The organism is Mesorhizobium sp. M0590 (assembly GCF_040320905.1).
GTDB lineage: Bacteria > Pseudomonadota > Alphaproteobacteria > Rhizobiales > Rhizobiaceae > Mesorhizobium.
On the sequence record NZ_JAMYQN010000004.1, the window covers coordinates 174,412 to 197,942 of the forward strand.

At 63.4% G+C, this 23,531-nt stretch carries 20 protein-coding genes and 1 riboswitch; of the genes, 13 read left to right on the forward strand and 7 right to left on the reverse strand.

Annotated features, from left to right (window positions below):
- Nucleotides 1–50 precede the first annotated feature (50 nt).
- The 4 genes from NKI52_RS09565 (at nucleotide 51) to NKI52_RS09580 (ending at nucleotide 2,993) form a co-directional block, all read left to right on the forward strand.
- Nucleotides 51–518: a YaiI/YqxD family protein gene (locus tag NKI52_RS09565; RefSeq protein ID WP_023678856.1), complete on the forward strand. Its 468-nt coding sequence runs from the start codon at nucleotides 51–53 to the stop codon at nucleotides 516–518.
- 5 nt (nucleotides 519–523) lie between these two features.
- A complete protein-coding gene (locus tag NKI52_RS09570; RefSeq protein WP_352697757.1) occupies nucleotides 524–1,201 on the forward strand; it encodes a DUF1345 domain-containing protein in 678 nt (225 codons plus the stop codon).
- Nucleotides 1,202–1,303: 102 nt separating this feature from the next.
- Nucleotides 1,304–2,182: a cytochrome b/b6 domain-containing protein gene (locus NKI52_RS09575; RefSeq protein WP_352454437.1), complete on the forward strand. Its 879-nt coding sequence runs from the start codon at nucleotides 1,304–1,306 to the stop codon at nucleotides 2,180–2,182.
- A gap of 1 nt (nucleotide 2,183) precedes the next feature.
- On the forward strand, nucleotides 2,184–2,993 hold the full coding sequence (locus tag NKI52_RS09580; protein WP_352454438.1) for a molybdopterin-binding protein: 810 nt from the start codon (nucleotides 2,184–2,186) through the stop codon (nucleotides 2,991–2,993).
- A 23-nt stretch (nucleotides 2,994–3,016) separates the two neighbouring features.
- Here the strand turns inward: NKI52_RS09580 and NKI52_RS09585 are convergent, their stop codons facing one another.
- Nucleotides 3,017–3,619 carry a DUF3011 domain-containing protein gene (locus NKI52_RS09585; RefSeq protein ID WP_352697760.1) on the reverse strand — a complete coding sequence of 201 codons (603 nt, stop codon included), beginning with the start codon at nucleotides 3,617–3,619 and terminating at the stop codon, nucleotides 3,017–3,019.
- 98 nt (nucleotides 3,620–3,717) lie between these two features.
- On the opposite strand from NKI52_RS09585, the gene NKI52_RS09590 reads away from it, so the two are divergent.
- Nucleotides 3,718–4,533 (forward strand): transporter substrate-binding domain-containing protein, encoded by an 816-nt coding sequence (locus tag NKI52_RS09590; protein WP_352697762.1) that lies wholly within the window; start codon nucleotides 3,718–3,720, stop codon nucleotides 4,531–4,533.
- 12 nt (nucleotides 4,534–4,545) lie between these two features.
- Here the strand turns inward: NKI52_RS09590 and NKI52_RS09595 are convergent, their stop codons facing one another.
- On the reverse strand, nucleotides 4,546–5,544 hold the full coding sequence (locus NKI52_RS09595; RefSeq protein ID WP_352647828.1) for a hypothetical protein: 999 nt from the start codon (nucleotides 5,542–5,544) through the stop codon (nucleotides 4,546–4,548).
- A gap of 204 nt (nucleotides 5,545–5,748) precedes the next feature.
- A riboswitch (glycine riboswitch) is annotated at nucleotides 5,749–5,835 on the forward strand.
- A gap of 148 nt (nucleotides 5,836–5,983) precedes the next feature.
- On the opposite strand from NKI52_RS09595, the gene gcvT reads away from it, so the two are divergent.
- The 3 genes from gcvT to gcvP are packed head-to-tail and all read left to right on the forward strand — an operon-like array spanning nucleotide 5,984 to nucleotide 10,303.
- On the forward strand, nucleotides 5,984–7,102 hold the full coding sequence (gcvT, locus tag NKI52_RS09600) for a glycine cleavage system aminomethyltransferase GcvT (RefSeq protein WP_352697764.1): 1,119 nt from the start codon (nucleotides 5,984–5,986) through the stop codon (nucleotides 7,100–7,102).
- Nucleotides 7,103–7,107: 5 nt separating this feature from the next.
- Nucleotides 7,108–7,476 (forward strand): glycine cleavage system protein GcvH, encoded by a 369-nt coding sequence (gene gcvH / locus NKI52_RS09605; RefSeq protein ID WP_352587970.1) that lies wholly within the window; start codon nucleotides 7,108–7,110, stop codon nucleotides 7,474–7,476.
- A 16-nt stretch (nucleotides 7,477–7,492) separates the two neighbouring features.
- Nucleotides 7,493–10,303 (forward strand): aminomethyl-transferring glycine dehydrogenase, encoded by a 2,811-nt coding sequence (gene gcvP, locus NKI52_RS09610; protein WP_352697766.1) that lies wholly within the window; start codon nucleotides 7,493–7,495, stop codon nucleotides 10,301–10,303.
- A gap of 72 nt (nucleotides 10,304–10,375) precedes the next feature.
- On the opposite strand, the gene NKI52_RS09615 is transcribed toward gcvP, so the two are convergent.
- A complete protein-coding gene (locus tag NKI52_RS09615) occupies nucleotides 10,376–11,545 on the reverse strand; it encodes a GGDEF domain-containing protein (protein ID WP_352697768.1) in 1,170 nt (389 codons plus the stop codon).
- A gap of 273 nt (nucleotides 11,546–11,818) precedes the next feature.
- Here NKI52_RS09615 and parE point away from each other — a divergent pair, with 273 nt between their 5' ends.
- On the forward strand, nucleotides 11,819–13,870 hold the full coding sequence (gene parE, locus NKI52_RS09620; protein WP_352647821.1) for a DNA topoisomerase IV subunit B: 2,052 nt from the start codon (nucleotides 11,819–11,821) through the stop codon (nucleotides 13,868–13,870).
- A 42-nt stretch (nucleotides 13,871–13,912) separates the two neighbouring features.
- Complete coding sequence (locus NKI52_RS09625; protein ID WP_352697770.1) at nucleotides 13,913–15,979, forward strand: FUSC family protein; 2,067 nt, start codon at nucleotides 13,913–13,915, stop codon at nucleotides 15,977–15,979.
- On the opposite strand, the gene NKI52_RS09630 is transcribed toward NKI52_RS09625, so the two are convergent.
- Complete coding sequence (locus NKI52_RS09630) at nucleotides 15,976–17,097, reverse strand: DUF2336 domain-containing protein (RefSeq protein ID WP_023678870.1); 1,122 nt, start codon at nucleotides 17,095–17,097, stop codon at nucleotides 15,976–15,978. The genes NKI52_RS09625 and NKI52_RS09630 overlap by 4 nt on opposite strands.
- Before the next feature lie 110 nt (nucleotides 17,098–17,207).
- On the opposite strand from NKI52_RS09630, the gene NKI52_RS09635 reads away from it, so the two are divergent.
- Both NKI52_RS09635 and NKI52_RS09640 read left to right on the forward strand, forming a co-directional pair.
- Entirely contained in the window at nucleotides 17,208–17,699 is a 492-nt protein-coding gene (locus NKI52_RS09635) for a MaoC family dehydratase (RefSeq protein ID WP_502897748.1), read from the forward strand.
- A 3-nt stretch (nucleotides 17,700–17,702) separates the two neighbouring features.
- Entirely contained in the window at nucleotides 17,703–18,584 is an 882-nt protein-coding gene (locus NKI52_RS09640; RefSeq protein WP_352697774.1) for an HpcH/HpaI aldolase/citrate lyase family protein, read from the forward strand.
- Nucleotides 18,585–18,604: 20 nt separating this feature from the next.
- Here NKI52_RS09640 and NKI52_RS09645 read toward each other — a convergent pair whose 3' ends face one another.
- Nucleotides 18,605–19,189 (reverse strand): nitroreductase family protein, encoded by a 585-nt coding sequence (locus tag NKI52_RS09645; protein ID WP_352454450.1) that lies wholly within the window; start codon nucleotides 19,187–19,189, stop codon nucleotides 18,605–18,607.
- 156 nt (nucleotides 19,190–19,345) lie between these two features.
- Here NKI52_RS09645 and NKI52_RS09650 point away from each other — a divergent pair, with 156 nt between their 5' ends.
- Nucleotides 19,346–20,311 carry an RgsD C-terminal domain-containing protein gene (locus tag NKI52_RS09650; protein WP_352697776.1) on the forward strand — a complete coding sequence of 322 codons (966 nt, stop codon included), beginning with the start codon at nucleotides 19,346–19,348 and terminating at the stop codon, nucleotides 20,309–20,311.
- 159 nt (nucleotides 20,312–20,470) lie between these two features.
- Here the strand turns inward: NKI52_RS09650 and thrS are convergent, their stop codons facing one another.
- Nucleotides 20,471–22,444 (reverse strand): threonine--tRNA ligase, encoded by a 1,974-nt coding sequence (gene thrS / locus NKI52_RS09655; protein ID WP_352697778.1) that lies wholly within the window; start codon nucleotides 22,442–22,444, stop codon nucleotides 20,471–20,473.
- 167 nt (nucleotides 22,445–22,611) lie between these two features.
- Nucleotides 22,612–23,427, reverse strand: coding sequence for a class D beta-lactamase (gene blaOXA, locus NKI52_RS09660; RefSeq protein ID WP_352697779.1), 816 nt, complete (start codon nucleotides 23,425–23,427; stop codon nucleotides 22,612–22,614).
- Nucleotides 23,428–23,531: the final 104 nt, after the last annotated feature.

Below are 23,531 nucleotides of genomic sequence, written 5' to 3' on the forward strand. Positions count from 1 at the left end.
ATCGATCGAGCCGGGCGACGCCGCCCGGCTCTTTCACATTTGGAACAACGATGCCCGCACCTGCTATTCTCGTCGATGCCGACGCTTGCCCGGTGAAGGCCGAGGTCGAAAAAGTCGCCGAGCGGCACGGTATCGTCGTCACCTTCGTCTCCAATGGCGGCTTGCGTCCGTCGCGCGATCCGATGATCCGCAATGTCGTCGTCTCCAAGGGCGCCGATGCCGCCGACGACTGGATCGTCGAAAATGCCCGGTCCAACGACATTGTGGTGACCGCCGATATCCCGCTTGCCGCCCGCGCTGTGGCGCTTGGCGCCCACGTACTTGGTCCGACCGGACGCCCGTTTACGCCCGAAACGATCGGCATGGCGATTGCAATGCGCGATCTCAAGCAGCATCTGCGCGAGACCGGCGAAAGCAAGGGCTACAATTCGAGCTTCGCGCCGCAGGATCGCTCGCGGTTCCTAGGCGAGCTTGACCGCATCCTACGGCGAGCGCTGAAATCCGCGTCAGCGGACTGAAGGCCATGGCGACTGGTACCCCGACCAAAATGCCCATGCGACCCCACACGCCGTTCGCGGTGTCGGCCTGCATCGGCGTGGCAGCCTTTGGCGCCGCGCTGGTCTGGCGTGCGCCGCTTGCCTATTCGATCGGCGCCAATCTGTTCTTTGCCGCCTATCTCGTTCTTGTCATCGCCCATATGCCGCGGCTTACCGGCAGCTATCTGCGCAAGAATGCAGGCGACACGGACCTGCCGGTACTGGCCATCTTCGCGGTCACGCTGATTGTCGTCGCTATTGCCATCATTTCGTTGTTTCAATTGATCAACAGGGAGAAGAGCGCGGACACCGTCGAGCTTACGGTGGCGCTGCTGTCTATCCCGCTTGGCTGGTTGACCATCCATGCGATGGCCGCACTTCACTACGCGCATATCTACTGGTTGGATGGCGATGCGATGGATGGCGACACAAAAAAGAAAATTCCGGTCGGCGGCCTCGACTTCCCGGGCGGCAAGCGGCCGGAAGGCTCGGATTTCCTCTATTTCGCCACGGTGATCGGCATGACGGCGCAAACCGCCGACACCAACATCACGACCTCGCAAATGCGCCGTGTCGTGCTTGTGCACTCGATCCTGTCGTTCTTCTTCAACACGGTCATCGTGGCAGCCGCGGTCAACCTCGCCGTCAGCCTCGGCAGTCCGTAATAAATCCGTGATCGGGTGAAACATCGCTTAGGCTGGCGACGTATTGGGAGGAGAAGAGATCTGACGAGGCCGCGACGAACGCGCGGCCGGAGGGAACAACAAATGGAATCGCTTGCCAGAAACCAAGCCGCCGGAGCAGATACCGCCGCGCCGAGTGATGCGACGCTGATCTATCGGCAGTCGCGCTGGACGCGGCTGACGCATTGGCTGTGGGCGATCGCGCTGTTCTTCATGCTGCTTTCCGGCCTGCAGATCTTCAACGCCCGCCCGCAGCTCTATATCGGCAAGGAGTCGGGTTTTGGCTACAACAACACCGTCTTCGCCATTGGCGCCGAGAATACGGCGACTGGCCCGCGCGGCTATACCGAAATCTTCGGCAAGCGCTTCGATACCACTGGCGTGCTCGGCTGGTCGGGTCCGGCCGGCCAGGAGACCTCCCGTGCCTTCCCGTCCTGGGCGACGATCCCTTCCTATTACGATCTCGGCACCGCGCGCGTCGTTCATTTCTTCTTTGCCTGGGTGCTGACCACCACGCTGCTGGTCTGGCTGGTCGCCAGCCTGATCAACGGCCATTTGCGCCGCGATCTTGCCCCGCGCCTCGATGATTTCAGGCGCTTGCCGCGAGACATTGTCGAGCACGCCAAGCTCAGGTTCCATCACACGCGCGACTACAACACGCTGCAGAAGATGGCCTATGGCGGCGTGCTGTTCGTGCTGCTGCCGCTGATGATCATCACCGGCCTTGCCATGTCGCCGAGCATGGATTCGGTGCTGCCGTTCCTGAATGATCTGCTCGGCGGCCGGCAGACGGCGCGCACCATTCATTTCACGGTGATGCTGCTGCTCGTCGCCTTCTTCATTATCCACATCCTGATGATCCTGGCCGCCGGCCCGATTAACGAGCTGCGCTCCATCATCACCGGGTGGTACCGAACCGACCCGCCGGCGCATGGCGACAATGCGCCAGAGAGGAGTGCCTGACATGGCGAAATTCGAGATCAGCCCCAAGCTACAGATAAGCCGAAGAAAGTTCCTGACCTCGGCCAGCCTCGGCCTTTCCGGCATCATGCTGTCGGGCTGCGACGCCTTCGACAGCCAGCTTGGCGTCGGCGACAGCCTGCGCAGCTTCCTCGAAAGCGCCAATGGCCTGACCTGGCGGGCGCAGCGACTGCTTGCCGGCGCTGATGCGCTGGCGCCGGAGTTCACCGAGGCCGACATTCGCCAGCCGCAGCGGCCGAACGGTGTCACCGCACCGGACGACGATTTCTACAAGGGCCTGCTCGCCAGCGATTTCGCCGACTGGCGGCTGGAGGTTTCAGGCCTCGTCGAAAAACCGCTGTCGCTGAGCCGCGAGCAGCTGATGAACATGCCGAGCCGCACCCAGATCACCCGCCACGACTGCGTCGAAGGCTGGAGCTGCATTGCCAAATGGACCGGCACGCCGCTGTCGCTGGTGCTCGACCAGGCAGTGGTCAAGCCGCAGGCGCGCTACGTCATGTTCCACTGCCTCGATACGATCGACCGCAGCCTGGCCGGCGACATCAAATATTACGGCTCGATCGACCTGGTCGATGCCCGTCATCCGCAGACGATCCTTGCCTATGGCCTCAACGGCAAGCCGTTGCCGGTCGAGAACGGCGCGCCGCTGCGCGTCCGCGTCGAGCGCCAGCTCGGCTACAAGATGCCGAAATACCTCTACAAGATCGAGCTGGTCGACGGCTTCGCCAATATCGGCGGCGGCAGAGGCGGCTATTGGGAGGACAATGGCTACGACTGGTACGGCGGCATCTGACCGAAACCTGACCTAAGCTTCATCTAACTGTCGTCGTCGCTGTCGTCGCCGGCGCTGCGCAGGGCCGGATTCAGGTCAGGATTGTCGTCAGGGGTGACAAGCTTGCCCAGCCCATGCGGTCCCTGGTAGTTGCCGTGGGTATCGAAGTTGGGGTTGCCCTGATTGTCGAATTGCGGCGTCGGATCGATCGATTGGTCGTAACGGCGCGGGCGCGGCTTCGGATAGTAATTATCGGAATGATGGCGATGCGAATTGCCGTTGTCGAGAATGGCGCCTACCACGCCGCCGACGATAATGGCTGCGGCGACGTCGCCAGCAGAGGGATTGCGGTTGGGGCCGGCGACTGCGAATTCGGCCGAGCAACCATTGTCGACCCAGATGCCGCCGCCGTCATAGCCCCAGCTTCTACCGTATACGCAACGCGCCTTCGAAAGCCTGGAGGTCAACTGCACGCCGCGGCGCGTATCGACCCCGCAATAGGAATAGCGGTAATCGGCGCTGGAGCAGACCACGCGTTTTGCCCCCGCAGCCTGCGCTGCCGCCGGCAGCAGCGAAAGCTTCGCCGGATTGCCCAGGATGCAAACCAGGAACATCATCGAACCGGTAACCGTCATCCGTGTCGACATCGCAACTCTCCATCAGGGTCCGCTATCGACAGAATGGCACCTCTGTGTAAATCTGACAACCGGACGGGCTCAGCGAGGTTATATTAATGCGCGCTAAGATGATCGCTACAACTATACTTGCCCTTTCTGCCTGGTTGGCTTTGTCGCTGCTGCCAGCCCGGGCGGACGACAGCCTCAAGCGCATCATCGACCAGAAGACACTGACGATCGGCGTGGCGCTCAACCCGCCATGGATCCTCAAGAAGGCCGACGGGAAGTTCGCCGGCTATGATGTCGACCTGACCAGTGCGCTGGCGTCTGATCTCGGCGTCGACCTGAAGCTGGTCGAGGTGCCCTGGAACGACCTCAAGACAAGACTGCTCAAGGGTGATTTCGACATGATCGCGGCGGGCTACGCCAGCACGCCGGAACGCGCACGCGAGGTGGTGTTCTCCAACCAGACCGGTACCGCCGATATCCGTATGGTTGCGACGATCGCCAGTCTTGGGAAAAGGCCGGGAAAGGCAGTGGCGGCGCCGGGATACAAGATTGCCGTGCTGTCCAATTCCACCGATGAAGCCGCCGCGAAGGAAGCTTTTCCCAAGGCGACCATCCTGTCTTTCGACAATACCTCCGATGTTTTCGCCGCGATCATCGGCGGCGACGCACAGGCGATGGTCGCGACATCGCCAACGCCCCAAATGGCCGCCAGGCTCTATGACGCGAAGTTGACGATGGTGGGCGGCCCGCTGTTGCGGACGCCGGAAGCGTTTGCGATGCGCCCGGACGATGTCCGCCTCATCCAATACGTCAACAACTGGATCGGCGCGCGCACCGCCGACGGCACCATAGGCGGCGTGCGCCGCTACTGGTTCGGCAGCTTCAAATGGATGTCGCGCTTCCAGACAGCTAAGTCCGAGCCCGCCAAGCAATAGGGTCGTGACCTGTTATGCAACCTTGTCGATTAGCGGCTTCAGCGCCGGATGGATTTCCGGCGAGGCGTGCTTGATCAGCGTCAGCAGCGCACGCTCGTTCTCCTGCAGCGGCCGGTCGCCGATGTGTTCAGCAAGCCACTTCGCTTCGCCGGCATCGACCGTCTCGGCCCGGCGGGCCAGTGCCTCGGCTGCCTTGTTCTTGGACTCCCATTCGGCTTCGATATCGCCCGGTGAGCGATAGGCTTCCATGATGCCGGACAGGCCGCCCGATACCATGCGGCTGAAGAACCCGCCGATCTCCGGATCGGCCTGTTCGAAAAAAGCATCCCGGCGCAGCGCCACGTCGCGCACCGGCGGTTCGTAGCCGGCCGAACACATGACGAAATTGGCGATCGCCTTGACGAATAGATCGTTCCAGGACGGATCGTTGTCGCCCGCCGCTGTCCGCTCGTTGATCTCGAACAGCACCTCGGCCTCGGCGCGGCTGATGGCGATGTTGCCATCGCCGCCGTAGGCGTAAAGGATGCGGCGCAACAGCTCGACCTCAGCCTTGGCAATCGACCCAGGGATAAGCCTGCCGCCGGTCATCAGCGGCCCCTTGCCGTCCACAACCGCATGAGCGACCTGCTCCAGCGCATAGCTGGAAAGCGTGCTCGGCGATGATTTGGCAACTTCCAGCACATGCACCAGCAGCTCGAGTTCGGTCTGGCTGTCGACCATGCCGTCGCGCGAAATCGTCCGGATCAGCCAGTCGGCATTGTCCTGCGAAACATAGCCCGCCGGCTTTTCCTGGTGGACGATGAAATCGGTGACGGCCTCGACGAAAAACTCGAGCCATTCCGTGCATTTGTCCCTCGCCGTTGCATCCAGCGCAAACAGCGCCTCGGCCTCGCCGCGCGTTACCACGCCGTCGCCGAACACTTCGCCGCGCAGCATGACCACGTCTTCCGCCGTGATCCGATTTTTCGAGGTCAGCCCGGCCACCGGCGCGCTCATGATCAATTCGCCCATTTTCTTCCCCGCCCGCCGCCGGTAATTGCCCGCCCTTATGCGGTATATCGGCAAGGTCTTGAGAAACCGGCAAGCGGCGTGGTTAGCGAAGGCTTGCCTGTAAAGAAGGCCCGCAGAAGACTTGGCAGTAAAAATGTCGCCGGCAGGTGACAAGGTGTCGTCCACGGGCTATGGATGACGAGTCGAGGGCTCTTGACCGAGTCCTACCTGTTTGCGGGAGAGAGCAGCGAGAGCTGCCGCCGAAGGGGAAATCGCCCGAAATCTCTCAGGCAAAAGAACCGTAGACGGGAAAGACACTCTGGAAAGTCGGGGCTTGCCCCCGCGCCGAAGGTGTAAGCGCTGCCGACAGAGTTACGGGGCGCGAGTCTCTCAGGCTTCAGACAGAGGGGCACGGACTGGTCGCCATTCGCGGCCGCTTGCGTGCGACTCTGGAGATGACATGACGGGCGACGACACCAAACACCTTCCCCTCGAAGATCTGCACATGGCAGCTGGTGCGCGCTTTGGCGCCTTCGCCGGCTGGTCGATGCCGCTGACCTATCCGGCCGGCGTGATGAAGGAGCACCTGCACAGCCGTGAGTATGCCGGCCTGTTCGACATCTCGCACATGAAGCTGTTCGAAATCAGCGGTACGGGGCCAGCAGCGCTTCTGAACCGCGCCTGCCCGTTCGATGCCGGCGCGCTTGAGGTTTCCCAGTCCAAATACACGTTCTTCCTCAATGAGGCGGCCGGCATTCTGGACGATCTGATCGTCACCAGGCTCGGCGCCGAGCGCTTCATGATGGTCGCCAATGCCGGCAACGCCGCCGCCGACGAAAAGCATCTGCGCGCACTGGCCAAAAATTTCGATGCAGAGGGCGATTTCGATGTAAAAGTGGATGCGCTCGACCGCGTCTTCCTGGCCATCCAGGGCCCCGAGGCGTGGGCTGCCCTTTCCCGCGCTGGCATCGAGACCGGTTCGCTGGTGTTCATGCACGGCATCGAGCCGCGCGAAAAATGGTTCATGAGCCGGTCCGGCTATACCGGCGAAGACGGCTTCGAGATCGGCCTGCCGGAAGCGGATGCAAGAAACCTCGTCGCCAGGCTGCTCGAGGACGAGCGGGTGATGTGGGTCGGCCTTGCCGCCCGCGACAGCCTGCGGCTCGAAGCCGGACTGTGCCTGCACGGGCTGGACATCACGCCGGAGATCGATCCGGCCAGCGCCGGGCTGATGTGGGCCATCCCCAAGGAGGTTCGCGCCTCTGGCGCCTTCATCGGCGCCGATGCGCTGCGCGCCATCCTGGAGCGCGGTCCGGCGCAAAAACGCGTCGGCCTGAAGCCGGAAGGCCGCCAGCCGGTGCGCGCCGGTGCTGCCCTTTTCGATGCTGACGGCAACCCTGCCGGCCATGTCACCTCAGGCGGCTTCGGCCCCTCGGCCGGTCATCCGGTCGCCATGGGCTACGTCCAGACGCCGCTTGCCAAATCCGGCGCAAAACTGTTCGCCGATGTCCGCGGGACGAAAATCCCGGTCGACATCCACCCCCTGCCCTTCACGCCCCATCGCTACCGCAAAGGATGATTTCAATGGCAAAGACCTATTTCACCGAAGATCACGAATGGCTGCGCGTCGAGGGCGGCATCGCCACGGTCGGCATCACCGACTACGCACAGCAGCAGCTCGGCGATCTCGTCTTCGTCGAGCTGCCGGAACTGGGCAGAAAACTGGCCAAGGGCGACACCGCCGTGGTGGTCGAATCGGTCAAGGCCGCATCGGATGTCTACGCGCCCGTCGACGGCGAGATCACCGAGGCCAACACCTCGCTGTCATCGGATCCTTCACTCGTCAATTCGGCGGCAACCAGCGACGGGTGGTTGTGGAAGATGAAGCTGGCCAATGAAAGCCAGCTCGACGGACTCCTCGATGAAGCCGCTTACAAAGCCCATATTGGTTGATAGCAGGACGAGGAAGATGACCGCAGCACCCTACCCCTTCTCGGCTCGCCATATCGGCCCGGGCCTCCATGACGTCAGAGCCATGCTGGCGACGATCGGCGTTCCTTCGGTCGAGACCCTGATCAGTCAGGCAGTGCCGAAGTCGATCCGGCTCGACCGGCCGCTGGCCCTGCCCGCCCCCGCAAGCGAAGCGGAAGCGCTGACCGAGCTCGCGGCGACGATGGCAAAGAACACGGTGCTGAAGAGCTTCATCGGTGCCGGGTATCATGGCGTCCACGTGCCGCCGGTGATCCAGCGCAACCTGTTCGAGAACCCGGCCTGGTATACGGCTTACACGCCTTACCAAGCCGAGATCAGCCAGGGCCGGCTGGAAATGCTGTTCAACTTCCAGACGCTGGTGACAGAACTGACCGGCCTGCCGGTGGCGTCGGCCTCGCTGCTCGACGAGGCGACGGCGGTGGCCGAAGCTGTCGGCATTGCGCTGCGCCATCATCGCGACAAGCGCACCAAGGTGGCACTGGCCGGCACGCCGCACCCGCAGACGCTGGACGTCGTGCGCACCCGCGCCGAGCCGCTCGGCATCGAGGTCGACGGCGAGGTGATCGACGACAACACCGCCGCCCTGCTGGTCTCCTGGCCCGATACATTCGGCGTCTACGGCGACCACAAGGCAGCGATCGACAGGGCCCGTGCTGCCGGCGCGCTGGTCGTCTTCATCGCCGACCCGCTTGGCCTGACGCTGACCGATGCGCCGGCCAGGCTTGGCGCCGACATCGCCGTCGGCCCGATGCAGCGTTTTGGCGTGCCGATGGGCTTTGGCGGGCCGCACGCCGCCTATTGCGCCGTCTCCGACAGGCTGACGCGGCTGATGCCCGGCCGGCTCGTTGGCCAGTCGACGGATAGCAAGGGCCGTCCCGGTTATCGCCTCGCTTTGCAGACACGCGAACAGCATATCCGCCGCGACAAGGCGACGTCCAACATCTGCACCGCACAGGCGCTGCTCGCCAATATGGCGACGGCCTACGCGATCTGGCATGGCCCTGCCGGGCTGCAGGCGATTGCCGGCCGCGTCCACACGCTGGCCAACCGCCTGGCTGCCGGCCTCAAGGCAGCGGGCGTTTCGGTGCTCGGCGACAGCCGCTTCGACACTGTGACCGTGGAAGTGAAGGGCAGAGCCGGCGCGATTGCCGCCGCCGCAGAAAAGACCGGCCGGCTGCTGCGCGTCATCGACGCCGACCATGTCGGCATCAGCTTCGACGAGACCTCCACTGAAGCCGATCTGGAGGCAATCGCAGCGCTTTTCGGCGCCAAGGCCGACGTTGCCGCCGGCAGTTCCATGCCAGGAACACCGCGCGGCAAGGAGTTCCTCACCCAGCCCGTCTTCCGCGAAAACCACTCGGAAACCGACATGATGCGCTTCCTGCGCCGGCTGGCCGACAAGGACCTGGCGCTCGACCGCGCCATGATCCCGCTCGGCTCCTGCACCATGAAGCTCAACGCCGCCGCCGAAATGATGCCGGTGAGCTGGCCTGATGTCGCCAACCTGCATCCCTTCGCGCCGGCAAACCATTCGATAGGCTATCGCGCCATGATCGACGATCTGGAAGGCTGGCTGGCCGAGATCACCGGCTTCGACGCGGTGACCCTGCAGCCCAATGCCGGCAGCCAGGGCGAATATGCCGGGCTGCTCGCCATTCGCGGCTATCATCTGTCGCGCGGCGAGGGCCATCGCACCGTCTGCCTGATCCCGTCCTCGGCGCATGGCACCAATCCGGCAAGTGCGGCCATGGCCGGCATGAGCGTCGTCGTCGTGCGCTGCACCGAGGACGGCAATATCGACATGGCCGACCTGCAGGCCAAGGCAGCCGAGCATGCGAACAACCTTGCGGCGCTGATGTTCACCTATCCTTCGACGCATGGCGTCTTCGAGGAAGGCGCGCGCGACCTTTGTGCCCTCGTCCACAGCCATGGCGGCCAGGTCTATTTCGACGGCGCCAACCTCAACGCGCTGGTCGGCCTCGCCCGTCCCGGCGATATCGGCGCCGATGTCTGCCACATGAACCTGCACAAGACCTTCTGCATCCCGCATGGCGGCGGCGGCCCCGGTGTCGGCCCGATCGGCGTCAAGGCGCACCTGAAGCCATATCTGCCCGGCCACGTCACCGAAGGCTCGGCCCATGCCGTGGCGGCGGCACCGTTCGGCAGTGCCTCCATCCTGCCGATCACCTGGATGTATATTCGTATGATGGGCGCTTCCGGCCTGAAGCAGGCGACCGAGACGGCGATCATCTCCGCCAACTATGTGGCGACGCGGCTCGGCGAGCATTTCCCCCTGCTTTACAAAGGGCGCAACGGACGCGTTGCGCATGAATGCATCCTCGACACCCGCGTGCTCAAAGACAGCGCCGGCATCAGCGTCGACGATATCGCCAAGCGGCTGATCGACTATGGCTTCCATGCACCGACCATGTCGTTCCCGGTGGCCGGCACACTGATGGTGGAGCCGACCGAGTCCGAGCCCAAGCGCGAGCTGGATCGCTTCTGCGAGGCCATGATCGCCATAGCCGGCGAGGCAGCCAAGGTGGCGAAGGGCGAATGGCCGTTGGGCGACAATCCTCTGGTCAACGCGCCGCACACCGCCGCCGAGGCGTTGGCCGGCCAGTGGACCCATCCCTATTCGCGCCTGGAGGCGGCCTACCCCGCCGGCGATGCCGACACGACGGCAAAATACTGGCCGCCGGTGTCACGCATCGACAATGTCGCCGGCGACCGCAACCTTGTCTGCTCCTGCCCGCCGCTGTCGGAATATCTGGGTGCGGCGGAATAGATCATGATCCCGAAAAGTGGAATCCGGTTTTCGGACAAGATCATGGGTCTAACAAGAAGATAGAAACCTCAATCAGGCAGAACGCAAGGCCGGCCCGTCGGCCTTGCTCGCCCGGTCCCGAAGGACGACGCGATTTCGCCCGGCGCGCTTTGCCGCATAGAGTGCTGCGTCGGCTTCGGCCAGCACATCGTCGAGACCGGTGCCGTTTGTTCCACCAAAGCCGATGCCGCCGCTGACTGTGCTTCGCAACGGACCAAGTTGGGTGGCCACGACTTCCGTGCCGAAGGCAACGCTGATCTTGCTCGCAATGTCATAGGCCTTCTCTTCCGTCATCCGCGACATGACGAGCACGAATTCCTCGCCGCCCAACCGGAAGGCGTCGACGCCGGTCCGGGCGTATTTCCTGATGACGGCGGCAAAGCGGCACAGAACCTGGTCGCCGACCGGGTGACCGAATACGTCGTTCGTCCTCTTGAAATGGTCAAGGTCGAACATGGCAACGGACATGAACGGACCGAAGACCCGCTCGCCGTAGAGTGCCGTCAACGCCCGCCGATTCATCAGCCCGGTCAATGGATCGGTCATCGTCTCGGCCTTCAGTTCGATCTGCGCCTGCAAATGGTGCAGGGAGAGCGTCAATGCGCCGAGCCCGGTCATGCAGGCGACGGCCACGACGGAATTCACCCGCTCGGCCCAATTGTCGGGCGCAACACCCAGCACCCATTGGCCCGTGACCAGCAGGACCGCGCCGCAAAGTCCGAACGACAGCGCACAGACGCCGCTCAGGAACGAGACGACCAGCAATATCCGGCGATCGTGACCACCCTCAATCCAGAACATCGCCCCGATAAGCGAGAGCAGCGCCGTTACCGTCGCGTAGGTGACAATGAAGCCGACACCATCAAACCCGAGATACGTCGCACCCGCGCAAACAGCCATCGCAGCCAAGGTCGGCAAGATGGCCCGCCTGTAGTCGCGCATGCTGAGATATTGCATGGCCGACAGGCAGAGAATCAGGAAGCCGAGGCTGAGAAGCACAAGCACGATCTGGCAAAGCCAGGCGCTTGGATCCCTGGTGTAATGCCAGAACAACACGACATGTGCGACCAGCACGAGAATGCCGCAGGCCACCGTCAGCACAAAGCGTGCCTGTGGCGCGCTGAACCAGATCGCAAACATGGTGATGCTAAGGCACGTGCCCGACAGCGCCGCCGCGAGCAAGAGCGAACTGTAATCCAACATGCTTAAGCGACAGCCTCTTGAGGGTTCCACTGCATTCTAGGTCAGCGACAGTTCGCGGATATCGTTTTTCAGCCAACCTTGCGGCGTAACCTTCGGACAAGGTTTACAAAGCGTCGATGCTCCAGGCTTCGACCCCATTTCCGCCGCTTGGCTGTCGAATGGTTTTGCAGTAAGAGGCTCTATCCTCGAACGTAACAGGAACCTCCGTCGCCTGCCCGCGAAAAGCGTGGCAGTATCGGATGGTGATTCGCAGCATCGGAATCCAGGATCGGCATGGACGACAATAACGATCTTTTCGCCAAATTCGACAAGCAGCCGCAACCGGCTCGCGCCGCCGCGCGCCCGGCCGACCCGCTGGTGCAGGCGGCGAAGCGGCCGGCGCCCCGCGACGCCAGCGAGAGCTACAGTGCCGCCGATATCGAAGTGCTGGAGGGGCTGGAGCCGGTGCGCCGCCGCCCAGGCATGTACATTGGCGGCACCGACGACAAGGCGATGCACCATCTGTTCGCCGAGGTCATCGACAATTCGATGGACGAGGCGGTCGCCGGCCATGCGACCTTCATCGATGTCGAGCTTTCCGCCGACGGATACCTGTCCGTAACCGACAACGGCCGCGGCATTCCGGTCGATCCGCACCCGAAATTCAAGAAGCCGGCGCTCGAACTCATCATGACGACGCTGCATTCAGGCGGCAAGTTCGACAGCAAGGTTTACGAGACGTCCGGCGGCCTGCACGGTGTCGGCGTTTCCGTGGTCAACGCGCTGTCCGACCATCTCGAGGTCGAGGTCGCGATTGGGCGCAAGCTCTATCGCCAGCGCTTCTCGCGAGGCGTTCCGGTGACCGGCCTGGAGCAGCTCGGCGAGGTGCACAACCGCCGCGGCACGAAGATCCGCTTCCATCCAGACGAGCAGATTTTCGGCAAGGGTGCTGCTTTCGAGCCGGCGCGGCTCTACCGCATGGCGCGGTCAAAGGCCTACCTGTTCGGCGGTGTCGAAATCCGCTGGACCTGCGATCCCTCGCTGATCAAGGAAAAGGACACGACGCCGGCCAAGGCAGAATTCCATTTTCCGGGCGGCCTCAAGGATTATCTGAAAGCCTCGCTCGGCGACGAATTCCAGGTGACCCGTGAAATGTTTGCCGGCAAGAGCGAGAAGCAGGGCGGTCACGGTTCGCTCGAATGGGCGGTGACCTGGTTCGGCGGCGACGGTTTTATCAATTCCTATTGCAACACCATCCCGACCGCGGAGGGCGGCACGCATGAGGCCGGCTTCCGCAACGTCCTGACGCGCGGCTTGCGCGCTTATGCCGACCTGGTCGGCAACAAGCGCGCCTCGATCGTCACTTCCGAGGATGTGATGATCTCGGCGGCGGGCATGCTGTCGGTGTTCATCCGCGAACCGGAATTCGTCGGCCAGACCAAGGACAGGTTGGCGACGATCGAGGCGATCCGCATCGTCGAAAGCGCTATCCGCGACCCGTTCGACCATTGGCTGGCCGACAATCCGCAGGAAGCTTCGAAACTGCTCGAATGGGTGATCGCGCGCGCCGACGAGCGGGTGCGCCGCCGCCAGGAAAAGGAAGTGTCGCGCAAGAGTGCGGTGCGCAAGCTGCGCCTGCCCGGCAAGCTCGCCGACTGCACGCAGAATGCCGCCGCCGGTGCCGAGCTGTTCATCGTCGAGGGCGATTCGGCCGGCGGTTCGGCAAAGCAGGCGCGCGACCGCGCCAGCCAGGCGGTGCTGCCCCTGCGCGGCAAGATCCTCAACGTCGCCAGCGCCGGCAACGACAAGCTTGCCGCCAACCAGCAGATATCCGACCTCATCCAGGCGCTTGGCTGCGGCACGCGCTCGAGATACCGCGACGAAGACCTGCGCTACGACCGGGTCATCATCATGACCGATGCCGACGTCGACGGCGCCCATATCGCCTCGCTGCTGATCACCTTTTTCTACCAGGAGATGCCAAGCCTGGTCCGCGGCGGCCATCTCTATCTGGCGGTGCCGCCGCTCTATTCGATCCGGCAAGGCGGCAAGGTCGCCTATGCTCGCAACGACGCGCACAAGGACGAACTCCTGCGCACCGAATTCACCGGGCGCGGCAAGGTCGAAATCGGCCGCTTCAAGGGGCTGGGCGAAATGATGGCCGCCCAGCTCAAGGAAACCACCATGGACCCGAAAAAGCGCACGCTGCTGCGGGTCGACGTTATCGATGCCGAGGCGGCGACCAAGGATGCGGTCGACGCATTGATGGGGACCAAGCCCGAGGCCCGTTTCCGGTTCATCCAGGAACGCGCGGAATTCGCCGAGACGGAAGTGCTGGATATCTGAGCTCCCGCCGCTAGCTTGGCCTTCTGAGCTGGAGACGAGCACTTGACCTGGGCGCGGCTGAAGGACGATATCGGCACGCGGATCGATGGCCTGACGCGGCCGACGCGCTCGGACTGGATCTTTGCCCTGCGCACCGTTTCGGCCGGCCTCATCGCGATTTTGGCCGCCTATGCGCTGAAGCTCGACCACCCGCAATGGGCGATGATGACGGTGTTCATCGTCGCACAGCCGGTCGCCGGCATGGTGCTGGCGAAGGGGTTTTATCGTCTCCTCGGCACGCTTGCCGGCGCGCTGGCGGCGATCGGCATTACCACTGTTTTCGATGCCAACCCGTGGTTGCTGGTTGCAGTTCTTGCCGTCTGGACCGGCATCTGCTCGCTGGTCTCGTCGCTGCTACGCAATCCGGAAGCCTATGGCGCGGCGCTTGCCGGCTACACCGCGATGATCATAGGCCTGCCGGCTTTCGGCCAGCCGCACCTCGTCATCGATCTCGCCGTGGCGCGCTGCGCGGAAATCGTGCTTGGTATCGTCTGCGCTGCGCTGACCAGCCGGCTGATCCTGCCGAAACTGGCCGCCGACGCCATCATCTCAAGACTGAAACGCAGCATTCTCGACCTGGCGGCCTATGCGGACGGCGCTTTTTCCGGCGGCGATGCGGAAAAGCTTGCCGGGCTGCACCGCAAGCTGATCGGCGACGTCCAGACGCTCGGCGAGATGCGCACTTACGCAAGGCTGGAGGGGCCGAGCCTCGCCACCCGCGCCTATCCGGTCCGGCGTACCATCGGCCAGCTTCTGTCGGCCCTGTCAGCGGCGCGTGCGCTGCATGCCCACGCCGCGCCGAAGAATGCAGCCCTCATCCCCGTTCGCGCCGAGTTGCAGGCCGTTGTCGGCGAACTGGTAGCCAAGCCGGGCGCGCTGGACGATACGGCGCCCTGGGTGGCGCGGCTCGACGCAATCGCCGGCAAGGCGCGGCAGATGCCTGACATCGCGGCCGGGCAAGACATTAACTGGGCTGGCACTGTCACACGCCTGACCATTGCCGCCGACTTCGCCGAGGCAATGCAGCAAGTGCTGCGCGGCCTGGATGCACTGCGCTCTCCCCCGTCTCGTGCCAGTCGCGAACGGCGGCAGCCAGCGCTGGTGGTGCACCGCGATTACCGTGCGGCATCGCGCAATGCCGTGCGCGCAGCAATCGCCACGCTCCTGGTCGCCGGCTTCTGGCTGGCGACGAAATGGTCGGACGCGACCGGCACGGTCATTCTGGTCGCCGTCGTCTCCAGCTTGTTCGCCGCGCGCGCCGATCCGATCCGGTCGGCATGGAACTTCTTCGAGGGCACGTTGCTCGCCCTGCCGTTCGCGTTTGTGGTCGGGCAGATAGCACTTCCAGCGCTGCCGGGCTTTGGCTGGTTCGCGGTTTTCGTCGTCCCGATCCTGGTGCCAGCGGCACTGGGCATGGCCAATCCGCGCTACGTCGGCGTGGCAACGGCCTTTGCCATCAATTTCCTCGCCTTCCTCAGCCCACATCAGGTCATGACCTACGATCCGGAGCCGTTCCTCGCCAATTCGGCAGCGGTCCTTGTCGGCATTCTTCTGGCGATCGGCGTCTTCGCCGTCGTGCTGCCCGCCGACCCCTGGGTTACAGTCAACCGCATCCTGCAAACCATGCGCGAAGATCTTGCACGCCTTTGCCTGCACGACCGCCTGCCGCGGCGATCGGCCTTCGAAAGCCTTGCCTACGACCGGATCAACCAGTTGATGCCACTGCTGCAGAACGCCGGCAAGAAAGGCGACGCGGTTCTCGGCGGCGGCATAGCTGCGGTTACCGTCGGCCTCGAAATCCTACGGCTGCGCAACGCGCAGCAAAGTTCCACGATGCCATCCGAAACGGCACTTTCCATCACCAATTTCCTGCGCGGGCTGGCGCGCGAACTGCTGTTCAGGCGCGTCGGCGAGCCGCAGACGGCGACCGTCGCAGTCGCCAGGCAGTATGCAGCAGGCATCGCGGAGCGCAGCGTCGCAGCCGAAATGCTGCAGACCGCCGCCTCGCTGCGCATCATCGCCGCCGCGATCGAGGATTTTCCGGATTTTTTCGCGAAAGACCGGGTTTAGGCAGCAGCGATCGCCAGCGCGTGCCCGCGTGCGTTCTCGCGCAGCGCGTCGAGATGGATCGATTTGACCAGCCCGGCGAGATCGCCTTCGGCGGACTGTCCGCCCAATTCCTTCAGCATCAGCCAACTGACTTCCTGGACGCCGGCGAGGCGTTTGCCATTGGCGACCTCGCGCCAGACCTTCAGCGCGCGCAGAATGATGGCGTGGGTGGCGGCGGTAAGCCCGGCGCTGCGGAACAGTGCCTGCAGAGCCACGTCATGCCCGCCGGCCAGCAGTGCCCTCACCCGTTGCTCGGACTGTTGGCTGAGCGCGACCAGCGCCGAGCCAAAGAAGTCGACCTTGCCGTGCGCAATGGTGCGGATGACGAAGCTTGCGGTCAGGTCGCCGCGCAGGCGCAGATGTTCGACAAGTGCGGTATGTTCCTCTGCACGCGTGCCTTCGATCAGTGTCACGGAGGCTTTGACGCAAGCATCGCGCATGACGCGCTCGGCCCTGGCGGCGCCCATCAGCGCCAGCACCAGCGGCGAGCCCTTGAGCGTCTCGCCCACTTTGACCAGCAGCAAATGCCGGCAATCGGCGGGCAGGCGCGCGTCGGCAATCAGCGCTTCGCGCACCAGAGGCAGGTGGCCGTGCCGCTCGGCCATGCGCCGAAAGCTGATCGATGCGATATCGGCGCCGCTGTTGGCGAGCAGCGTGGCGCAGGCTTCCGGCTCGCCGATCTCGGCGATCGCCGCCGCAACCGACATCGAGACGCGTGGCCGGTCGGCGATCACCTTCTGCGTCGCCTTCTGGCCGCCGGCAACCCGATCGATCAGGTCGGCATCGGTGAGCAGCGGCGAGCGCGCCAGCACCAAGGCTGCGACTTCCGGCTGGTCCGAGGCCAGCGCGCTGACGATCTGCGGCGGCGCATGATGGCTCATGGAAAGCGCGTCGGCGATCGCCAGCCGCACCTTCGACGATGCGTCGTCGAGCAGCAACGTCAGCGCCGCCTCGGCAGCGCAGCGGTCCTCGAAAGGCAGCTCCGAGTCGACATAGGCGCGAGCCAGCGCGCTTGCCGCCGCAGCACGCTCCGACACCTTCGCCGTATGGATCCATTTCAGGAAATGCGAAACGACCATGTCGCCTGCTTACGCCCCTTGCCAGAACGCTTCTGACCCTGGTGGAGACCGTAGGCACAAATGGTTTACGAACGGTTCACCATGTTCGTTAACTGGCTTGCGAGCGCGATATGCAACGCCTATCAACCCTGAAGCAGCGGAGGAGATCGACCATGGCCGGGCTTTATCTTGAGGAGTTCGCTGTCGGCCAAGTGTTCACGCACACGCTGCGCAAGACCGTGACCGAAAGCGACAACATGTTGTTTTCGGTGATGACGTTGAACCCGCAGCCGCTGCACATCGACTTCGACTTCGCGGCGAAGAGCGAATGGGGCAAACCGCTGGTCAATTCGCTGTTCACGCTGGGCCTGATGATCGGCATCTCGGTCAATGACATCACCGTCGGCACCACCATCGCCAATCTCGGCATGAAGGAGACGGTGTTTCCACATCCCGTCTTCCATGGCGACACCATTCGCGTCGAGACCACGGTGGTTTCGGTGCGCGATTCCAGGTCGAAACCGGACCGCGGTATCGTCGAGTTCGAGCACCGCGCCTATAACCAGAACGATGTGCTGGTTGCCAAATGCACGAGGCAAGCCATGATGGTGAAAAAGGCATAGCCGATGCGTTCTCTGCTCTTCGTTCCCGGCGATTCGGAAAAGAAGCTGGAGAAGGGCTTTGGCGTGGGCGCCGACGTGGTCATCATCGATCTCGAGGACTCGATTGCTGCGCAGAACAAGGGGTTGGCGCGCGACACAGCGGCGCGTTTTATCGCCGCGCACAGGCACCGGACCAGCTCCGCGATCTATGTGCGCGTCAATGACCTTTCGACCGGACTGACCGACGACGATCTGGCGGCGCTCGTGCCAGCAAAACCAGACGGCATCATGCTGCCTAAGTCGAACAGCGGACTGGATGTCCAGCATCTCTCGGCCAAGCTCAGGGTGCACGAAGCCGAAAGCGGCCTGCCGGATGGAGCGATAAGGATCCTGCCGATCATCACAGAAACGGCCGCAGGCGTCTTGGCCGCAGCGACCTACGCCCGTGCAAGCGCGCGGCTTGTCGGCGTCACCTGGGGGGCGGAAGATTTGTCGGCGGCGATTGGCGCGCGCGCGACGCGCGACGCGAATGGCCGCTACATGGATGTGTTCCGCCTCGCCCGCTCCATGACCATGCTTGCCGCAAGTGCCGCGGAAGTCGCGGCAATCGACACCGTCTTTCCGGATTTTCGCGACATGGCCGGCTTCGAGGCCGAATGCGCTGAGGCCGAGCGCGACGGCTTCACCGGCAAGATGGCGATCCATCCGGCGCAGGTGCCGGTCATCAACGCCGCCTTCACGCCTTCGGCGCAAGCGGTGAAAAGCGCCCTGGCGATCGTCGAGGCGTTCGAGGCGGCAGGAAATCCCGGCGTCGTCGGCATGGATGGCAAGATGTACGACCGGCCGCATCTCAAGCTCGCAGAGCGGCTCCTGGCGCGAGCCAAGGCATCGGAGCTTGATCCTTAGGGGTCTGTTCCGCGCCGAAATTATCCCACCCACGGCCCTGAATAGTCGGCATAGAGCTTTGCCGGATCGGGCCGCGGTCGTTCCGGCGCTGGCCCCTGGTAGGAGCCGATATGGACGAAGCCGACGACCCGCTCATGCGGCGCCAGGCCGAGGATCGCCCTGCCCTCGGGCACGTCGGAATACCAGTTGCTGATCATGTTGGTGCCGTAGCCCAGCGCATTGGCGGCAAGCATCAGGTTCATCGCCGCCATGCCGCCGGACAGGAACATCTCCCATTGCGGGATCTTTGGGTTTTCCCTGGGGATAGAAATCACGCCGATGACCAGCGGCGCGCGCGAAAAGCGCGCCAGTTCCTGGTTGCGGCGGCCTTCCGGCAGCGGCCCTTCGCGCTGATCGGCAAGTTCTGCCAGCTTCTTGCCGATCTCGATGCGGGCCTCGCCGCGATAAAGGATGAAACGCCAAGGCTCCAGCCGGCCATGGTCCGGCACCCGCGAGGCGGCGGCGATCATCGTCGCGATCTCCGCATCGCCCGGTGCCGGTTCTTTCAAATCCGGGATCGGCGCGGAATTTCGGGTCAGCAGAAGATCGATGATCGGCGACGCCATGGGCGCAAGTCTCCTGGAATTTGAGCTGAAGCGCACCATCGGGACATCGGGCGGCTTGGGCATTGGCGCGGCGCGCCGGACAAAGAGCCCTGTAGCAGAAGCCGACCGGACTCTTAAGCCTTGAAATTGCCACCGCCTTGGGCTTCAACGCAAGGCATGTTTGAGGGGACATTGCGTCTTTTCCTGATAGGGCTCGCTGCCGCACTGTTGATGGTGCCGGTTTCGCTTGCCGTCGCCCAGGATGTGGACGGCCTCGGCGAGCTGAAGCTTCCCGGAATTTCGGGCTATGCGCCTCCGAAAAGCGAGACATCGCTGGCATTGGGCAGCAGCGGGGCGATCACGCTGTCGGCGCAATTGACCGACAAGGGCGCCGACATCACGCGCGGCATAGTCTGGCGCGTCTTCAAACCCGAATCGGCCAGCGACGGCAAGCTGCCGATGGTCGCCTCCGCTCATGGCGGCACCGCCATATTCCAGCTCGAGCCGGGTTCGTATCTGGTCCACGCCTCCTACGGGCGGGCCGGCGCCACCAAGCGCATCACCGTCGGCAAGGAAGCCAAGCGCGAGAGCCTCGTGCTCGATGCCGGCGGCCTCAAGCTCGATGCCGTGCTGTCCGGCGGGGTACGCATACCGCCGAAGAAGCTGCGCTTCTCGATCTATGAGAGCCACGCCGCGGCCGATGGCGATCGCGCCCTGATCATACCCGATGTCGAGCCGAACAGCGTCGTGCGGCTCAATGCCGGCACCTACCACGTCGTGTCGACCTATGGCGCGGTGAACGCGGTCATCCGCTCCGACATCCGCGTCGAGGCCGGCAAGCTGACCGAAGCGACCGTCGAGCACCGTGCCGCCGAGATGACCATGAAGCTGGTGCGCGAACCAGGCGGCGAGGCGATCGCCGACACCTCCTGGTCCCTGCTCAATGAATCCGGCGATCCGATCAAGGAAACCGTCGGCGCCTTTGCCTCGATGGTGCTGGCCGAGGGCGACTACACCATCATCGCCAAGAACCGCGACCGCATCTACCAGAAGGATTTTACGGTGGTGGCTGGGCACAACCAGGACATCGAGGTTCTGGCCACCGAGGCTTCGGCCATCGATTCCGAGGAAGGCGCCGACTGAGGCGCGCCCCTCTAAGCTGCCTTGCGCATGCGTCGCGCCAGCGCGTTGCCGACGCGCACGTCGATCGATTTGCCAGATAGGCGCGCGGCGTGACAGGCATATAAAATATAAAAAATGGCGGTGGATCGCTCCACCGCCATTCGTTGCTGGTCGACTGGTTCAGGCCGCGCGGCGCTTGCGGTCGGGTGTCACCGCCTCGTCGGCAAGCAGCTTCACGGCGGCTGCGAGGCCGAGCGATTCCTGGTCGCGCGACCCGAGACGACGGATATTGACCGTTTCTTCCTCGGCCTCGCGCTTGCCACAGACCAGTATGACCGGGACCTTGGCCAGCGAATGCTCGCGGACCTTGTAGTTGATCTTCTCGTTGCGCAGGTCGGCCTCGGCGATCAGCCCGGCCGCCTTCAGCTGCGCGACGACCTTTCGCGCGTAATCGTCGGCATCGGAAGTGATCGTCGCCACCACCACCTGCAGCGGCGCGAACCAGAGCGGGAAATGGCCGGAATAATTCTCGATCAGGATGCCGAGAAAACGCTCCATCGAGCCGCAGATGGCGCGATGCACCATCACCGGCTGCTTCTTTTCCGAATCCGAGCCGATGTAGAAGGCGCCGAACCGTTCCGGCAGGTTGAAATCAACCTGCGTGGTGCCGCATTGCCAGTCGCGGCCGATGGCGTCCTTCAGCACATATTCGAACTTCGGCCCGTAGAACGTGCCCTCACCCGGATTGACGCCCGTCTTGATCCGGTTGCCCGACCGCGCCGCGATCTTGTCGAGCACGTCCTGCAGCACGCCCTCAGCATGATCCCACATCGCGTCGGTGCCGACCCGTTTTTCGGGGCGGGTCGCCAGCTTGACGGTGATTTCGTCGAAGCCGAAATCGGCATAGGTCGAGAGGATCAGATCGTTGATCTTGATGCACTCGTCGGCGAGCTGTTCCTCGGTGCAGAAGATGTGCGCATCGTCCTGGGTAAAGCCGCGCACGCGCATCAGCCCGTGCAGCGCGCCGGACGGCTCATAGCGATGCACATTGCCGAATTCCGCAAGTTTTACCGGCAGATCGCGGTAGGATTTCAGCCCGTGCTTGAAGATTTGGACGTGACCGGGGCAGTTCATCGGCTTCAGCGCAAACACCCGGTCGTCGTCGGTGTCGTCGCCAGCAACCGTCACCTTGAACATATTGTCCCGGTACCAGCCCCAGTGGCCTGACGTCTCCCACAGGCTCTTGTCGAGCACCTGCGGCGCGTTGACCTCCTGATAGCCCTGCTCGTCGAGGCGGCGACGCATGTAATTGACCAGGTTCTGGAACATCCTCCAGCCCTTGGCGTGCCAGAACACGACCCCGGGGCCTTCCTCCTGGAAGTGGAACAGGTCCATCTCACGGCCGAGCTTCCTGTGGTCGCGCTTCTCGGCCTCCTCCAGCATCGTCTGATACGCTTCGAGCTGCGCCTGGTCGGCCCAGGCCGTGCCGTAGATGCGGGTCAGCATCGGGTTGTTGCTGTCGCCGCGCCAATAGGCGCCGGCGACCTTCATCAGCTTGAAGGCGTTGCCGATCTGGCCAGTCGAGGCCATATGCGGGCCGCGGCAAAGGTCGAACCAGTCGCCCTGTGCATAGATCTTGAGGTCCTGATCCTCGGGGATGGCGTCGATCAACTCGAGCTTGTAGCGCTCGCCCTTGTCGGCAAAGATCCTTTTCGCCTTTTCGCGCGACCAGACCTCTTTGGTGAACGGCTTGTTGCGCGCAATGATCTCGCGCATCTTCTTCTCGATCACCGGGAAATCGTCGGGCGTGAACGGCTCGTTGCGGGCAAAATCGTAGTAGAATCCGTTTTCGATCACCGGCCCGATGGTCACCTGCGTTCCCGGCCAAAGTTCCTGCACGGCTTCGGCCAGCACATGGGCTGCATCGTGGCGGATGAGCTCCAGCGCACGCGGGTCCTCGCGGGTGATGATCTCGACTTTGGCCGATCTGCCGATCGGGTCGGAAAGATCGCGCACTGTGCCGTCGATCGAATAGGCAACGGCCTTCTTGGCCAGCGACTTCGAGATCGATTCCGCCAGGCCGGCGCCGGTCATCGCCGCGTCGTAATCGCGAACGGAACCATCGGGAAATGTCAGGGAAACGGAATTCAGCATAAGATTCTCCTATCCAGTCCCGCAAACGAGCGCGGGTGGTGAAATGCATGTCGCCCAAGACTGCTTAGCGGTTTTGGGGCTACGACATGCATCAGTAAGAGCCGGATGCGTCCGGCGGCGAGCGGTCTTTTATGGGCAGTTTTCGGCGCCGTAAAGCCGGATGTAGGTCACCTGAGGAGATTCGGCAGATCTTTCAGGAACATCGCCCGCGTCTTGGGCCCCTTTGGCGTGTCGGAACGTTTCGTATCGACTACCAGGCGGGCAAAGACGATCTTGCGAGCATCGGTCTGCGCCCAGCCGACAAACCAGCCAAGCGAGCGCTTGTCGGCGCTGTCGCCGAGCCTGGTCGTTCCGGTCTTGCCCTGCACCGTCCAGCCGCCTGCCCGGAAGGTCGGGACAATCGCGCTGGTCATCGCATGGGCCTTGTCCGAGACCGGCAGTTTCCGCGCCAGCAGCTTGCGCAGGAAATCGACCTGCTCGACCGGCGATATCTTGAGCGAAGAATTCACCCAGGAATGGGTGAGGCCGTCATTCTTGCCGGCAGTGCCGGAGACTTCGGTGTTACCATAGTCCAATCTGGACACATAGCCGGCAAACTGTTTGCTGCCGAGCCGGCGCGTAATCTCGCGTGAGAACCAAAGGACCGAATCCCTTTCCCAGATCGTCGGGTCGACGGTCTTGCGGTCCCGTTTCGGGGCATTGAACTCTGCCTTGTACTCCCAGCTTGGCGTATGCTCGTCGCTCAGGATTCCAGCATCATAGCCGATCAGCGCCAGCGGAACCTTGAATGTCGAGGCGGGGCTGAAGCGCTGATCGCAGGTCCCTTGGCGATACAGCGTCTCGCCGCTTGCGGCGTCGACGATCAGCGTGCATTCGACCTCCCCGAGCGGCGCCGATTGCGCACGGATCGGAAAACCCATCAGCCACGCCAGGACATAGAGAACCACGGCGAAAACGAAGGGAAGACGATCTATCCGGCGCATTTGGTAATCTCTCCTGAAGGCTGTCAGGAGCGGCTTAGCGAGGTGTCTTGTCTCGATTTTGTCTCAAATGCGCTATGTCAGCGCAAGCTGCGGTTAACCCTACC